Origin of the sequence: Bosea sp. RAC05 (assembly GCF_001713455.1) — a bacterium.
Taxonomy (GTDB): Bacteria; Pseudomonadota; Alphaproteobacteria; order Rhizobiales; family Beijerinckiaceae; genus Allobosea.
Genome location: NZ_CP016464.1, coordinates 3,792,456 through 3,807,987, shown reverse-complemented (window position 1 = coordinate 3,807,987; position 15,532 = coordinate 3,792,456). Strand labels below are relative to the sequence as shown.

Sequence of the window (15,532 nt, the reverse complement as noted above, 5' to 3'; positions counted from 1 at the left end):
ATGGGCCGGAAACGGGGCCTCGATAGCACCGCATCGCGGCAGAAGCCTATGCCAAAGGCGTGCCGTCAAACGGCATAATCTGTGCACCTGTCCGAGATCATCGGTGTTCGATACCGCCGACCTCGCCTAGCGTGAAGGGAAGGCCGACAATCGGCCAACCGCGAGTGCCTGCCGCAGACGCGGGCTCATCGCTCATAACGAGGGGTTTCCGATGACCAAGAAGTCCGACGGCAGCGTGACGTCCGCTTTCCCGATGCCCGCCATTCACCGCCGCGACCTGCTCGCGCTCGGCGCGGGCGGCCTCCTCGCGGCCTCGGGCGTGGGCAGCGCCCGCGCCCAGACCAGGCCCGCGCCGCCGCCGCCGGCCAAGCCCACGGGACAGGTCGTCGTCGGCCTCTCGCAGGAGCCGACCGCCTTCAACCCGCTGATGCCCGGCATCGAGGTCGACGAGACGGTCTGGATGCAGATCTTCAACACGATGTGGGTGGCCGACCCCAAGGGCAACCTGATCCCCGACCTTGCCGTCGAGATTCCCAGCGAGGCCAATGGCGGCATCTCGGAGGGCGGCCTGGCCTGGAAGGTGAAGCTGCGTCCCGGCGTGACCTGGCATGACGGCACGCCGTTCACGGCGGAAGACGTCAAGTACACGCTCGAGCTGATCAACGCGCCAGGCTTCAAGGCCCGCACGCGCGTCGGCCACGCCTTCGTCCGGGACATCAAGGTCACCGGCCCGCTGGAGCTCTCCTGGCGGATGGAGAAGGCCTATGCGCCCTATCTGGCGCTGCTCTCCAACACCTTCATCGTGCCCAAGCACATCCTGGAGAAGGCGGCCGACCCGAACACCGCGCCGTTCAACCAGGCGCCGGTCGGCACCGGCCCGTTCAAATGGGGCACGCGCACGCCGGGTGACAACATCCAGCTCGTCGCCAACGACAAGTTCCACGGCAAGGGCCCCTATCTGGAGCGCGCCGTTCTCAAATACGTGCCGGAGCAGACCTCACTCTACGCCCAGTTCCGCACCGGCCAGGTCGATCTGATCATCGGCACCGGCATCCCCGCCAACTTCTATGCCGAAGCCGTGAAGCTGCCCGGCCGCAAGGTCGTGAAGATCCCGAGCGCTTCGCTCGAAATGCTGATGCCGAACCTCGAGCATCCGGTGCTGAAGGACAAGGCGGTGCGCAAGGCGCTGTACGCCTCGCTCAACAAGCAGGCGATCATCGACATCATCTATTACGGCCTGCACATCCCCACCGAATCCTTCTCGCCGCAGGATTCCTGGGCCTACAATCCCAACCTGCCCAAGCACGTCTACGATCTCGCGCTGGCCAACAAGATCCTCGACGACGCTGGCTGGAAGCGCTCGGGCTCCGGTACGCGCATGAAGGACGGCGTGCCGCTGACCTTCGCCGTCTCGACCACGACCGGCGCGGCGCTGCGCGAACAGGCCCAGCAGCTGATGATGCAGGATTGGGCCCAGATCGGCGCCAAGATGACGATCAACAACATGCCGGCGGCCGTGATCTGGGGCGAGTTCTATACGCGCTCCAAATTCGAATCGCTGATCGTCGGCACCGCCTTCCGCACCGTGATCGATCCCGATCCGGCGGCGCGCTTCGCCTCCGATGCGATTCCCGCCAAGAGCGGCGCCGGTGCCAACCAGATGCAGTGGGCCAACGCCGAGGTCGACCAGCTTCTGAAGGATGGCCAGACGACGTTCGACCAGGAGAAGCGCAAGGCGATCTACTGGAAGCTTCAGGAGATCGCGCGCGAGGAACTGCCGATCCTGCCGATCTTCCAGTACGCCCCGGTCGAGGGCTACAAGGAAGGCCTGATCGGCTACGAGCCCAACGTCAATGCCCGCCAGAACACCTGGAACATGGGCAGCTGGTACTGGGCGCGCTGAGACCATGACGCGCCCCCGCCCGGACCAACGCACCGCGAAGCCGAGCGCGCCATGAGCGGCTTTCTTCTGCAAAGGCTGATGCAGGCCCTGCTGCTGCTGCTGATCGTCTCGATGATCGGCTTTGCGATCCTGCATCTGGCTCCGGGCGGGCCGCTTTCGCAATTCGCGGCCGGCGGCGAGATGACCCAGGAGGATCTCGACCGCATCACCGAGCAACTCGGGCTGAACCGGCCGCTGCCGGTGCAGTATGCCGAGTGGCTCTGGCGGATGCTGAGCGGCGATTGGGGCCGCTCCTACCGCGACCAGCAGCCGGTGCTGCACATCATCGGCGGCCATATCGGGCCGACGCTCGAGCTGATGCTGAGCTCGACGCTGCTCGCCATGCTGATCGGCGCCTGGATCGGCATCATCGGCGCGGTGAAGCGGTATTCGCTGTTCGACGGCATCGCCACGATCGGCACGATGATCGCGCTGTCGATCCCGACCTTCTGGTTCGGGCTCGTCGTCATCTATGTCTTCTCGGTGGGGCTGGGCTGGCTGCCCTCGGGCAACCGCTTCACCATCGGCGACGGCTCCTTCCTGAACCGGCTGCACCATCTGATCGGGCCCTGCATCGTGCTGGCGCTGGTCTCGACCGCCGTCTGGAGCCGCTACATGCGCTCTTCGATGCTGGACGTGATCAACCAGGATTTCGTCCGGACCGCCCGGGCCAAGGGCGTGCCGGAGCGGCAGATCCTGATGAAGCATGTGCTGCGCAACGCGCTCCTGCCGATGATCACGATCACCGGCCTGCATGTGCCCTCGCTGCTCTCGGGGGCGCTCGTCACCGAGACGGTGTTCACCTGGCCCGGCATGGGCCGGCTCTTCCTCGATTCGATCAGCTACCGCGACTATCCGGTGGTGATGGGCATCCTGATGTTCACCGCCGTGATGGTGCTGCTCGGCAGCCTGCTCGCCGACCTGCTCTACGGCGTCGCCGATCCCCGCATCGCCAGGAGCGGCCGATGAGTCTCGAACCGACCCTGGACGCCCTGCCCGCCCGATCGGAGGGCTTCTGGAACGGCCGCGGCATGCGCCGCTTCCGACGCCACAAGCTCGCGGTCTTCGGGGCCGTGACGATCATCCTGATGACGCTCGCCTGCGTGATCGGGCCCTGGCTCCTGCCCTATAGCGACACCTTCATCGACATCCGCCAGCGTTTCGCGCCGCCGTTCGGTGGACCGCATATCCTTGGCACGGACCCGCTCGGGCGCGACATCCTCGCCCGGCTCCTGATGGCGGGGCGGATCTCCCTGTCGGTCGGCTTCTGCGCGATGGTGCTGGCGATGGGCATCGGCATCGCGGTCGGCGTCGCGGCGGGCTTCTACGAGGGCGTGATCGGCGCGGCGCTGATGCGCTTCGTCGACGCGATGCTGTGCTTCCCGACGATCTTCCTGCTGCTGGCGATCTCGGCGCTGATCCAGCCCTCGGTGCCGTCGATCGTGATGCTGATCGCGATGACCTCCTGGATGGAGGTCGCCCGCGTCGTCGAGGCGCAGATCCGCTCGCTGCGGACGCGGGAATTCGCCCAGGCCGCGGTCGCGATGGGGTCGAGCAACATGCGCATCATGGTGCGCGAACTCCTGCCCAATGCGATCGCGCCGATCGTGGTCGCGGCCACGCTCAACGTCGCCCATGCGATCCTGGCCGAGAGCTACATCTCCTTCCTCGGCTATGGCATCCAGCCGCCGACGCCGAGCTGGGGCAACATGCTGGAGAACGCGCAGAGCTACCTGACGAGCGCGCCCTGGCTCGCCATCATTCCCGGCGCCGCGATCACGCTGGCGGTGACGAGCTTCAACTTCGTCGGCGATGGCCTGCGCGACGCACTCGACCCGCGCATGGATCTGCCGTGACGGGATCGGTCGCCTCGCTCTGGCGCTATCCGGTCAGTTCGATGGGCGGAGAGCGGCTGGAGCGGGCGCCGGTCGGCCCGTCGGGCATCACCGGCGATCGCATCTGGGGCCTTATGGATGCGGCGACCGGGCGGATCGCCTCACCGGGGCGCGAAAACCATTTCATCCAGGTGCCGCGTGGCCATGCGCGCTTCACCGGCAAGGGCGTGGCCATCTCCGCCGATGGCGAGAGCTGGGCGGAGCCTGACGATCCGCGGACGATCGAGGCGCTGGCCGACATCTTCGGATTCCGGCCGCTGCTGAAGCCCTTCGATCCCGTTCCCGGCGAGGGATTCCGGCCGCGCTATGAGCATGCCCCGCTGCACGTCGTCACCACGGCGGCGATGCGCAGCCTCGAACGGGATCATCCCGAGAGCGTCATCGACGAACGCCGCTTCCGCCCGAGTCTCGTCGTCGACTGGCCCGATGGGGCCGAGGCGATGCCGGAGCAGGACTGGATCGGCCGGGAGATCCACATCGGCGACGTCGTGCTGAAGGGGCGCGAGCCCTGCGGGCGCTGTGGCTTCATCACGATCGAGCAGGAGGGGCTGCCGCTCGATGTCGAACTGCTGCGAACGATCGTGAAGCGCTACGGGCGCAATTTCGGGATCTATTGCGATGTGGTCGTGCCCGGCGAGATTCGGGCCGGCGATGTGGTGAGCCTGTCGTAACGCTCGGGAGGCTGGCGAGCCCTTTCCGCGTCATTGCGAGCGCAGCGAAGCAATCCAGACGGGTTCGCTCGACGGCTCCTGGATTGCTTCGCTGCGCTCGCCATGACGGTGCGGCTCAGACGACCTCCGGCACCTGCGGATAGTCGCGCCGCACGGCGGTGAAGGCCGTTGCCACGTCACCCGCATTGGCAGTCTCGCGCATCGCGGCGAAGAGCTTGGTCTTGACGAAGAAGCGCCAATGGACCGGCAGGGCGGCGAGCAGACGCGTCAGGGCGTCGTAATTCTGGGCCGTCCAGAGGCACTCGAAGGCGTCGCGCTCCGGGCCGAAATGGAAATGGGTGGTGTGGACGTCCTTGCGTAGGGTTGCGCGCAGGACTGCCGTCGCCTCGGCATCGACGACGCCGTCGGTCATCACCACGCCGTAGCGCGCCTTAGCCGCTGCCAGCCCGACATAGCCGCGCTCGACATCGAGCCGCACCCGCTCCGGCTCGCGCTCCAGCGGGCAGCCGCGCCCGCCGCCGCCCGGCGAGTGGATGTGGATGACGTCGCCCGGCTCGGCGATGGCGATGTCGGTGTTGCCGAGGATGCGCTCGCCGGCCGCGCCGGGGTTGATGATGAAATTCGAGGTTTCGGCCGACAGGCCACCCAGCGTGCCCCAGGGCCGGAAGATCGAGCGGTCGCGGTTGCGCACGGTGATGCGCGAGTTCGGCGCGAAGACCTTGAACTCCATCACGGTGGCGAGGCCGCCGCGCCAGCGGCCGGGGCCGCCCGAATCCGGCAGCAGGCCATAGCGGGTGAACTGGATCGGCACCTCGGTCTCGGTGATCTCGATCGGCGTGTTCTTGAGATAGGCGGCGTCCGCGCCCGAGCCGTTGGTGCCGTCGCGATGGGGCATGCCGCCGCCGCCGCCGACGACCGGGTTGATCGCGGCGATGACACTGCGATGGGTGCGCTCGTCGGTGGTCATGACGTTGACGATGGAACTCGACCCCGCCGGCGCGGCGGGCATGCGCTCGGGCACGGCGAGGCTGAAGGCGCCGAAGACCAGGCTGCGCAGCCTTGCGCAGGTCAGGCTGCGCATGCCGACGGCCGCCGGGAAGGTCGGGTTCAGCACCGTGCCCTCGGGCGCGATACAGGTGAAGGGCCGGGTCAGGCCGGAGTTGAGCAGGATCTGCGGATTGAGCGTGTAGAGGACGTAGTAGACGCCGACGAGCAGCAGGGTGTGGCGCGGGTCGGAGCCGGTGGGCACGTTGAGCGAGGAGCCCAGCTGCGGGTCCGAGCCGGTGAAATCGAGGATCGCCTCGTCGCCCCTGATCGTCAGCGTCAGCTTGAGGCGGCAGGGATTGCCGTCGACGCCGTCCTCGTCGGCATAGTCGGCGAAGACGTATTCGCCATCCGGCATACCGCGCAGGATGTCGCGGGCCTGATGCTCGGCATAGTCCATCAGCCCGTCGAGGCCGTCCATGAAGCCCTTCGCGCCGAACTTCCTGACCATCGCCAGGATCTTGCGCTCGCCGGTGTTGAGCGCGCCGGCGAGCGCCTTCAGGTCGCCCATGTTGAGGGCGGGCTTGCGGACGTTCATCGTCATGATCCGCAGGATCGTCTCGTCGAAGGCGCTGTCGCGCATCAGCGTCATCGGCGGGAAGCGGATGCCCTCCTGGTGGATCTCCGTCAGCGAGCGGGAGAGCGAAGCCGGCACCGCGCCGCCCATGTCGGTGTTGTGGACATGGCCGCCGACGAAGCAGACGATCTCGCCCTCATGGAAGATCGGCTTCCACAGATGCGTGTCGGGCGCGTGGGTGGCGAGGTAGCCGCTATAGGGATCGTTGGTGAAGGCGATGTCGCCGGGCCGGTATTCGTCGACGAGGTCGATGGCGCGGTTGTAGTTCATGCCCGGATACCAGGTCGCGCCGAGATCCATCGGCACAGCGACGACGCGGCCGGTCCGGTCCATCACCATCACGGTGAAGTCCTCGGTCTCCTTGACGAAGGTCGAGTGGGCCGTGCGGTAGAGCGTGTAGGCCATGTTCTCGGCCGCCGCCCGGCAGTGGTTGGCCAGAACCTGCAAGGTGATCTTGTCGACCATGATCAGGCCTCGCTGCGCAGGATGAGGTGGAGGTTGAGGCGGGCATCGACCTCGGCGTCGAAGCCTTCGGGGATGCAGATCGTCGTGTCCTGCTGGGCGACGACGGCCGGCCCTGAAAAGCGGTGGCCGTTGCGCAGGGCATCGCGGTGATGGAGATCGACCTCGCGGCTGGCGCCGTCGAGCCAGACCTCGATCCGGCGTGCGGGCGTGGCCATCGCCGCCGGCTGGTCCGCCGCCGCTGCGGGCCGCGGCCGCGGCGTCGCGCCGCTGACGACCAGGCGCAGATTGACGATCTGCACCTCGGCGCCGACGTCGTTGAAGTCGTAGATGGCGAGATGCTGGCTGTGGAAGGCGGCCGTCATGGCGGCGAGGTCACCATCGCGCAGCCAGGCTTCATCCAGCGACACCTCGATCTCGAAGGACTGGCCGTGATAGCGCATGTCGGCGCTCAAGGTTTCGACCACGGGGCCGTCAAAGCCCTGGTCCTGCCGGATCCAGGCCAGCCCATCCGCCTTGAGTTTGGCCAGCGCCTCGCGCAGCAGCGGCAGCGCATCCGGCACGGCCGCGGCGAAGACGGTCTGGATGAAGTCGCCCTTCACATCGGCGATCAGCCCGCCGAGCGCGCTGACCACGCCCGGCCGGTGCGGCACCAGAACGCGGGGGATGCCGAGTTCGCGCGCCAGGAAGCAGCCGAGCATCGGCCCTGCGCCGCCGAAGGGCATCAGCGTGAAGTCGCGCAGATCGACGCCGTAGCGCGCCACGAGCTTGTTGACCTCGACGAACATCTCGGAGACCGCCACCGCGATGATCGCCTCGGCGGTGGCCTGCGGCGTCTGGTCGAGCTTCGCGGAGAGGTCGCCGATCACCGCGTCGGCGCGGGCGCGGTCCATGCCGATCTGGTCATAGGCGAGGGGGGTGTGGCCGAGGAAGCCGCTCGCCGCCATCGCGTCGGTGACGGTGGCGCGGGTGCCGCCGCGGCCGTAGCAGGCGGGCCCCGGCGTCGAGCCGGCGCTTTCGGGGCCGACCTTGAGCACGCCGAAATCATCCGCCCAGGCGATCGAGCCGCCGCCGCTGCCGATGGAGGTCACGGAGACGCTCGGAAGGAAGAGCGGGAAGTCGCCGACGACCTCGCCGGTGCCGAATTGCGGCTGGCCGTCGATGATGAGCGCGAGGTCGGCGCTGGTGCCGCCGATGTCGAGCGTCAGCACGTTGCCGACGCCGGCCTGCTCGGCCAGCCAGGCCGCGCCGATGACTCCCGACGCCGTGCCCGAGAGCAGCATGTTGACGCAAGCGCGCTTGCCCGTCGGGGCGTTCATGATGCCGCCGTTCGACTTGGTCAGCATCGGGGCTGCCGGCACGCCGCGCGAGGCTAGCGCCTCTTCCAGCGCGGTCAGATAGCCCGCCACGCGAGGATGGACATAGCCGTTCAGGATCGCGGTGGTCGTGCGCTCGTATTCGCGGATCACCGGCCAGACCTCGCTGGTGGTGAAGACGAAGAGCTCGGGCGCCAGTTCCGCGATCAGCGCCTTGGCCTGCGCCTCATGGGCACCATTGCGATAGGCATGGAGGAAGGAGACGATGACGCCGTCGACGCCCTTGGCGCGGATGGCGGCCACGGCGGCGGCGAGCCCGTCGGCGTCGAGCGGCTCGGCGATCTCGCCGCTGGCGAGCTGGCGCTGGCGGACGCCATGGATGCGGTCGCGCGGGATCAGCTGCTCGGGCCTGGCGCAGAATAGCGAGTACATCTCGGGCATGCGCAGCCGGGCGAGCTCGATGACATCCTCGAAGCCGGCCGTCGTGATCAGCGCGAGCCGGCTGCCCTTGCGCTGGATGATGGTGTTGATGCCGACGGTGGTGCCGTGGACGAAGGAGACGACCTCCCCGGGCGCGATGCCGTGGCGCTCCTGCAGCAGGCGCAGCCCGTCGAGCAGTTCCTTGCCCGGTTCGTCCGGCGTGGTCAGGACCTTGATGGTCTCGACGCGGTCGGTGCCAGTCTCGAGGGCACAGAAGTCGATGAAGGTGCCGCCGATGTCGACGCCGATACGCCAGCTCATGATGTGCCTGTCCGTGGAGTGCGCGGCAGTGTCGGGTCGCGCCCGCCTCGCCGTCAAAGAGCAAGGCCACCCCGCTTCATAAGGCGGGCTTATGGTCGGGCTTGTCCGCCTCCGCCAGGCCGAGATTGCGGCAGGCGGTGCGCAGATGGGCGCGCAGGAGATCGTGGCTGCGCGAGAGCGGGCGGCGCGCGCTGGTCAGCAGGCACAGCGGCAGCGAGACCTCGGGGAGGAAGGGCCGGGTCACGAGGCCGGGAAAGCTGTGCCAGGGCAGGAGACCGTCCACCACCGCGACCCCGAGCCCCTGCTGGACGAAGGCGAGCCCGATGATCGAGACGTCGATCTCCATTTCCGGCTGGAAAACGAGCCCCTCGCGGCCGAAGGCCTCGCGCAGCAACCGCCCCTGCAGGGAGGTGGCGCGGTAGGAGATCAGCGTCTCGTCCTGCAGGTCGGCGGCGGCGATCGACGCCTTTTCCGCCAGTTCATGGCCCGCGGGCAGGACGCAGACCATCCGCGTCCGCCCGATGATCTCGGTGTCGATCCCCGCCATCGGCTCGTCGGTCATGGCGACGCCGAGCCCGGCCTGGCCGTCGTCGAGCATGCGCATGATGATCTCGGCCGGCACGACATAGGAGAGCACCCGCAAGGCGGGGTGAGCGCTGCGGAAATGGCGCAGCGCCTCCGGCACGACCGAAAGCGAAGGCGGGGCGGAGGCGGCAAGCCTGACGATGCCGGCCTTGCCGTGGCGCAGGTCGCGGGCGCGGCCGCGCAGGGCCTCGAGGTCCCCGAACAGGCGTTCGACCTCGGGGTAGAGATCCTCGGCCTCCGGGGTCGGGATCAGCCGGCCCTTGACCCGCTGGAACAGCTTGAAGCCGAGTTCGTCCTCGGTGTGCAGGAGGATCTGGCTGAGCGCCGGCTGCGAGACGTTCAGGGCTTCGGCGGCGCTGGTGAGCGTGCCGCAGCGCATCACCATCCGGAAGACTTCGATCTGACGCGCGCGCATCCGCTTCACTCCGGCCCGGTGTCGCGGGCGAGGCAACTCCACAGGCGGATTCGCCGCGACGCAAGGGGGCGTGAGCCGGTGCGCAGGCGACCGAGCCGACTTCTGAACGAACAATTAAGCCCAGTCAGGAGGCGGCGGTGAGTTTGCCCATAAATTCATCACCATCTGCCGTCGTGCATACAATGGCATGCAAGGCAGGCAGGGCGACGGCGGTGATCGGCCCGAAGCCCTTGGAATCACAGGTCATCGGAATTGGCACGCTCCCTGCTAGCGAACCGGCGTGTTCCGTTCCTTCACCAGCCTGCCAACCGAGGACAGACCCCGATGATCACGCGCCGCACCGCCCTGGCCGCAGGCCTCGCTGCTCCCTTCGTGGCCAAGGGCAGTGCCCAGGCCCAGGCGCCGAGCCGGGCCGAAACCCTGCTGCTCGTGCAGGAATACGGGCCCAACAGCCTGGACATGCAGGGCATCGGCTCGTCGCAGCCGGTCAACGGCGTCTCGCTGAACTGCTATGATCGCCTGCTGCGCTTCAAGCCGGTCCCGATCCCGGGCGGCGGCGGCAACACCATTGCGATGGGTGAGCTCGAGGGCGAGCTGGCCGAGAGCTACCAGGTCGCCTCCGACGGCATGAGCGCCACCTTCAAGCTGCGCGACGCCAAGTTCCATTCGGGTCGCGCGGTCACCGCCAAGGACGTGAAGTGGTCGATGGACCGCGCGGTCTCGATCGGCGGCTTCGCCACCACGCAGATGAACGCCGGCTCGCTGGAGAAGCCCGAGCAGTTCGTCGCTGTCGACGACAAGACCTTCCGCATCGACTTCCTGCGCAAGGACAAGATGACGCTGCCCAACCTGGCGGTCACCATTCCGTTCGTCTTCGACTCCGAGCTCGCCATCGCCAACAGCGGCGGCGATCAGTGGGCGAAGGAGTACCTGAAGAACAACATCGCCGGCTCCGGCGCCTTCAAGGTCGAGAGCTGGAAGCCGGGCGTCGAGACGATCTATGTCCGCAACGACGCCTGGGCCTGCGGAAAGCTGCCGCAGCTGCGCCGCATCATCGCGCGCGACATCGCCTCGCCCTCGACGCGCCGGGCGCTGATCGAGCGCGGGGATGCGGACGTGTCCTACGGGCTGCCGCCGAAGGACTTCAAGGACCTGCTCGACGCCGGCAAGATCAACGTCGTCGGCGTGCCGATCCCCAACGGTGTCTGGGGCTGCTACCTCAACACGCAGGTCGGCCCGTTCAAGGATGTGCGCCTGCGCCAGGCCGTCGCCTGGGTGATGCCTTACGAGAAGATCATGCAGGCGGCGCTGTTCGGCCGCGGCGTCTCGATGGCCGGCGGCACGACCCCGAAGGTCGCCTGGCCGCAGCCCTTCCCCTACACCACCGACGTCGCCAAGGCGAAGGCGCTGGTCGATGCGGCGGGCGGCCCGTTCTCGACGACGCTGTATTTCGATGCCGGCAACGCGACCGTGGCCGAGCCGATGGCGGTGCTCATCAAGGAATCGCTCTCGCAGATCGGGATCACGGTCGAAATCAACAAGGTTCCGGGCGCCAATTTCCGCACCGAGATCGCCAAGAAGACCAATCCGATGGTGCTCAACCGCTTCGCGGGCTGGCTCGACTATCCGGATTACTACCTGTTCTGGACGATGCACGGCAACAACTCGATCTTCAACATCGCCGCCTACCAGAACCCGGCGCTGGACAAGCTCGTCGACGCCGCCCGCTTCGCCCCCGACAAGGCCTCCTACGACGCCAACGTCATCGACTTCATCAAGCTGATCAATGCCGAGGTGCCGATGGTGCCGATCAACCAGCCGACCCATGATGTCGCGCTGCAGAAGAACATCGGCGGCTACCAGTTCCAGCCCTGTCGCGAGCCGGACTTCCGCTACCTGACCAAGGGCGTGTGACGCCGATGGCCACTGGCCGTCATTGCGAGGCGGCGAAGCCGACGAAGCAATCCAGGGGCGGGCGCACGCTTCGTCCGCCTGGATTGCTTCGCTGCGCTCGCAATGACGACGTCTGCTGCGACGGGAGGATGACCCCATGCTTCGCCTGATCGGCCAGCGCCTGATGACGACGATCCCCTCGGTGATCGGCGTCATCATCGTCACCTTCCTGCTGACGCGGGTGCTGCCGGGCGATACGGCTGCCTATTTCGCCGGCCCGGCCGCCTCGCCGGAGGCGATCATCGAGATCCGCAGCAAGCTCGGGCTCGACCAGCCCCTGCCGGTGCAGTTCGTCTCCTATGTCACCGCCCTGGTGAAGGGCGATCTCGGCATGTCGCTGACGACCGGCCAGCCGGTGACGGCCGATCTCGCCCAGCGGCTGCCGGCCTCGGCCGAGCTGACGCTGGCGGGGCTCTTGCTGGCGATGTCGGTGGCGCTGCCGCTCGGCGTGCTCGCCGCCGTCCGCCAGGGCTCCTGGATCGACCATCTCTGCCGCATCGTGGCGACGGCGGGCGTGTCGCTGCCGGTGTTCTTCACCGGGCTGCTGCTGGTCTACGTGTTCTACTTCATCCTGGGCTGGGCGCCGGCGCCGCTGGGGCGGCTCGACGTCTTCGCTTCGGAACCCGCCCGCATCACCGGGCTCTACCTCGTGGATTCACTGCTGGCGCGGGATGGCGCGACCTTCCGCGCCGCGCTCGCCCAGATCGCGCTGCCGGCGATCACGCTGGCGATCTTTTCGCTCGCCCCGATCACGCGGATGACGCGGGCCTCGATGCTCGCCGTGCTCGGGGCCGACTTCGTGCGAACCGCGCGCGCCAGCGGGCTCTCCAGCCGCAAGGTCATCGGCACCTATGCCTTCCGCAACGCGATGCTGCCGGTCGTCACCACGCTGGGCATGGTGTTCTCCTTCCTGCTCGGCGCCAATGTGCTGGTCGAGAAGGTCTTCGCTTGGCCGGGCGTCGGCTCCTATGCGGTCGAGGCGCTGATCGCCTCCGACTATGCCCCGATCCAGGGCTTCGTGCTGACGATGGCGATCCTCTACGTCGCGCTGAACCTGATGATCGACGTGCTTTACGGCGTGATCGATCCCCGCGTCCGGCTGGAGGGCTGAGGGCATGAACGACATGACCAAGATCGACCCCGCCGCGGCTCCCGCGCTGCGCTTCGAGGCGCCGCCCTCGACCAGCCTGCTGGCGCATGCCCGCCACATCGTCTCCGAGAACCCGGTGACGGGGCTGGCCTTCGGGCTCTTCGCGCTGATCCTGTTTGCTGCGATCTTCGGGCCTTCGCTGGTCCCCTATGACCCGCTCGCCAGCAATACCAACTCGGCCCTGCAGGCGCCGAGCGCACGGCACTGGTTCGGCACCGACCAGCTCGGGCGCGACATCTTCAGCCGGGTGATCGTGGCGACACGGCTCGACTTCGCCATCGCGGTCTGCTCGGTCGCGCTCGTCTTCGCGATGGGCGGGCTCGCCGGTGTCATGGCCGGCTTCTATGGCGGCTGGGTCGACAAGGTCGTCGGGCGCCTCGCCGACACGATCATGGCCTTCCCGCTCTTTGTGCTGGCGATGGGCATCGTGGCTGCGCTCGGCAACAGCGTCACCAACATCGTCATCGCCACCGCGATCATCAATTTCCCGCTCTATGCCCGCGTCGCCCGCGCCGAGGCGAATGTGCGTCGCGAGGCCGGCTTCGTGCAGGCGGCGCGCCTCTCCGGCAATTCCGACTGGCGGCTGCTGCTGACGCAGATCGTGCCCAACATCATGCCGATCATGGCGGTGCAGATGTCGCTGACCATGGGCTACGCCATCCTCAACGCGGCGGGCCTGTCCTTCATCGGGCTCGGCGTGCGCCCGCCCACCCCGGAATGGGGGATCATGGTCGCCGAGGGCGCGAGCTTCATCGTCTCGGGCGAATGGTGGATCGCCTTCTTCCCGGGGCTGGCGCTGATGACGGCGGTGTTCTGCTTCAACCTGCTCGGCGACGGCGTGCGCGACCTCGTCGATCCGCAGCGGAGGAATTGAGGATGGCTTGGGTCCAGCAGGCCGTCATTCCCGACCAGAGCGTAGCGGAGAGTCGGGAATCTCCGGCACGAGATGCTCGGGTCATGCCCGAGCATGATGGAGATGTCCGCCCATGAGCTCTCCCCCGCTCCTCGACATCAAGAACCTCACGGTCGAGTTCGCCACGCGCCGGGGCACGGTGCAGGCGGTCAAGGCGATCGACGTCAGCGTCGCCAAGGGCGAGACGGTGGCGATCGTCGGCGAATCCGGCTCCGGCAAGTCGGTGACCTCCTATGCCGTGGTGCGGATCCTCGACCGGGCCGGCAAGGTCGCGGATGGGTCGATCTCGTTTTCCGGCGTCGACCTCGTGGCTGCCAGCGAAGCGCAGATGCGCGACATCCGCGGGCGCGAGATCTCGATGATCTTCCAGAACCCGCGCGCCGCGCTGAACCCGATCCGCAAGGTCGGCAAGCAGATCGAGGACGTGCTGCTCGAGCATGTCCAGGCGACGCGGGCGACGGCGCGGGAGAAGGCGATCGAGGCGCTGGCCAAGGTCAGGATCGCGCGGCCGGAGGAGCGCTACGACGCCTATCCGTTCGAGCTGTCGGGCGGCATGTGCCAGCGCGTCGTGATCGCGCTGGCGCTCGCCTGCCAGCCGCAGCTCCTGATCGCCGACGAGCCGACGACGGGCCTCGACGTCACCACCCAGAAGGCGGTGATGGACCTGATCGTCGAGCTCACGCGCGAGCGCGGCATGTCGACCATCCTGATCACCCATGATCTCGGGCTGGCGGCGGCCTATTGCGACAAGGTCGTGGTGATGGAGAAGGGCAACGTCGTCGAGACGGCCCAGGCCAGCGAGATCTTCCGCAATCCGCAGCACGCCTATACCCGCAAGCTGATGCAGGCGACGCCGCGCATCGGCATGAGCCTGCGCGACCTGCTGCCGGAGGCGCAGAAGGGACCGGCCGCACAGCCGGTGGCTGCGAAGGCTGCGCCGAAGCCGGATGCCGCTCCGCTGATGCGGGTCGAGAACCTCGTGAAGGAATATCCGCGGCCGCAGGGCGGCTCGCTCTTCGCGAAGCTGATGGGCAAGGCGGAGGCGCCGAAAGCCCCGTTCCGCGCCGTCGACGGCATCAGCTTCAGCGTGGCCAAGGGCGAGACGCTCGGGCTCGTCGGCGAGTCCGGCTGCGGCAAGTCGACGACCTCGATGATGATCACGCGGCTGATCGACAAGACCAGCGGCTCGATCCTCTTCGACGGCACGGATATCGGCGCGATTCCCGCCAAGCAGTTCGCGGCGTCCGCGCATCGCCGGCGCATCCAGATGGTCTTCCAGGACCCGACCGACAGCCTCAATCCGCGCTTCACCGCGGAGCGCGCGATCGCCGATCCGATCCTGCGGATGGGCGGGATTTCGGGGCGCGACGCGCTGCGGGCGCGATGCGAGGAGCTGGCGCGGCTGGTCGGCCTGCCGGTCGAGCTGATCGACCGCTTTCCGCACCAGCTCTCGGGCGGGCAGAAGGCGCGTGTCGGCATCGCCCGCGCCATCGCGCTCGACCCCGATCTCGTCATCCTCGACGAGCCGACGGCAGCGCTCGACGTCTCCGTCCAGGCGGTGGTGCTCAATCTGCTGCAGGAGCTGAAGGAGCGGCTCGGGATGAGCTATCTCTTCGTCTCGCATGATCTCAACGTCGTGCGGCTGCTCTGTGACCGGGTGATCGTGATGAAGACGGGCGCCATCGTCGAACAGGGCACGGCCGAGGAGGTGCTCGGCGACCCGAAGGCGGACTATACCAAGGAACTGCTGACGGCGATTCCCCATCCGCCGGCGTAAATGGTCCTCACAGCCCTCATCCCGAGGAGCCGCGAAGCGGCGTCTCGAAGGATGCTCCAGCGGTCGCTTTCTGGAGCATCCTTCGAGACGC

At 67.7% G+C, this 15,532-nt stretch carries 12 protein-coding genes; 8 read left to right on the top strand and 4 right to left on the bottom strand.

All coding sequences use genetic code 11. The features are described 5' to 3' along the window. The first annotated feature begins 211 nt into the window (after positions 1 to 211). The 4 genes from BSY19_RS21510 (at position 212) to BSY19_RS21495 (ending at position 4,508) form a co-directional block, all read left to right on the top strand. Positions 212 to 1,903 (top strand): peptide ABC transporter substrate-binding protein, encoded by a 1,692-nt coding sequence (locus BSY19_RS21510; protein WP_083247758.1) that lies wholly within the window; start codon positions 212 to 214, stop codon positions 1,901 to 1,903. Positions 1,904 to 1,954: 51 nt separating this feature from the next. After that, the gene (locus BSY19_RS21505) at positions 1,955 to 2,911 is read left to right on the top strand and encodes an ABC transporter permease (protein ID WP_069055928.1); all 957 of its coding nucleotides are present in this window, start codon (positions 1,955 to 1,957) and stop codon (positions 2,909 to 2,911) included. 62 nt (positions 2,912 to 2,973) lie between these two features. Then, positions 2,974 to 3,798, top strand: a complete 825-nt coding sequence (locus BSY19_RS21500) for an ABC transporter permease (RefSeq protein WP_069057296.1) — start codon at positions 2,974 to 2,976, stop codon at positions 3,796 to 3,798. Further along, positions 3,795 to 4,508 (top strand): MOSC domain-containing protein, encoded by a 714-nt coding sequence (locus BSY19_RS21495; RefSeq protein ID WP_069055927.1) that lies wholly within the window; start codon positions 3,795 to 3,797, stop codon positions 4,506 to 4,508. Before BSY19_RS21500 ends, BSY19_RS21495 begins: the two co-directional genes overlap by 4 nt. A 115-nt stretch (positions 4,509 to 4,623) precedes the next feature. Here the strand turns inward: BSY19_RS21495 and BSY19_RS21490 are convergent, their stop codons facing one another. The 4 genes from BSY19_RS21490 to BSY19_RS28530 form a co-directional block, all read right to left on the bottom strand. Further along, positions 4,624 to 6,594, bottom strand: coding sequence for a hydantoinase B/oxoprolinase family protein (locus BSY19_RS21490; RefSeq protein ID WP_069055926.1), 1,971 nt, complete (start codon positions 6,592 to 6,594; stop codon positions 4,624 to 4,626). Between the two features lie 2 nt (positions 6,595 to 6,596). After that, on the bottom strand, positions 6,597 to 8,648 hold the full coding sequence (locus BSY19_RS21485; protein WP_069055925.1) for a hydantoinase/oxoprolinase family protein: 2,052 nt from the start codon (positions 8,646 to 8,648) through the stop codon (positions 6,597 to 6,599). Between the two features lie 76 nt (positions 8,649 to 8,724). Further along, complete coding sequence (locus tag BSY19_RS21480) at positions 8,725 to 9,648, bottom strand: LysR family transcriptional regulator (RefSeq protein ID WP_069055924.1); 924 nt, start codon at positions 9,646 to 9,648, stop codon at positions 8,725 to 8,727. 124 nt (positions 9,649 to 9,772) lie between these two features. Next, the gene (locus BSY19_RS28530) at positions 9,773 to 9,895 is read right to left on the bottom strand and encodes a hypothetical protein (protein ID WP_257785729.1); all 123 of its coding nucleotides are present in this window, start codon (positions 9,893 to 9,895) and stop codon (positions 9,773 to 9,775) included. Between the two features lie 77 nt (positions 9,896 to 9,972). Between BSY19_RS28530 and BSY19_RS21475 the strand changes: the two genes are divergently transcribed. The 4 genes from BSY19_RS21475 (at position 9,973) to BSY19_RS21460 (ending at position 15,441) form a co-directional block, all read left to right on the top strand. Next, positions 9,973 to 11,562, top strand: coding sequence for an ABC transporter substrate-binding protein (locus BSY19_RS21475; protein ID WP_069055923.1), 1,590 nt, complete (start codon positions 9,973 to 9,975; stop codon positions 11,560 to 11,562). Positions 11,563 to 11,698: 136 nt separating this feature from the next. After that, complete coding sequence (locus BSY19_RS21470; protein WP_069055922.1) at positions 11,699 to 12,712, top strand: ABC transporter permease; 1,014 nt, start codon at positions 11,699 to 11,701, stop codon at positions 12,710 to 12,712. A gap of 13 nt (positions 12,713 to 12,725) precedes the next feature. Continuing rightward, positions 12,726 to 13,625, top strand: a complete 900-nt coding sequence (locus BSY19_RS21465; protein WP_069057295.1) for an ABC transporter permease — start codon at positions 12,726 to 12,728, stop codon at positions 13,623 to 13,625. A gap of 112 nt (positions 13,626 to 13,737) precedes the next feature. Further along, positions 13,738 to 15,441: a dipeptide ABC transporter ATP-binding protein gene (locus BSY19_RS21460; protein WP_069055921.1), complete on the top strand. Its 1,704-nt coding sequence runs from the start codon at positions 13,738 to 13,740 to the stop codon at positions 15,439 to 15,441. Positions 15,442 to 15,532 lie beyond the last annotated feature (91 nt).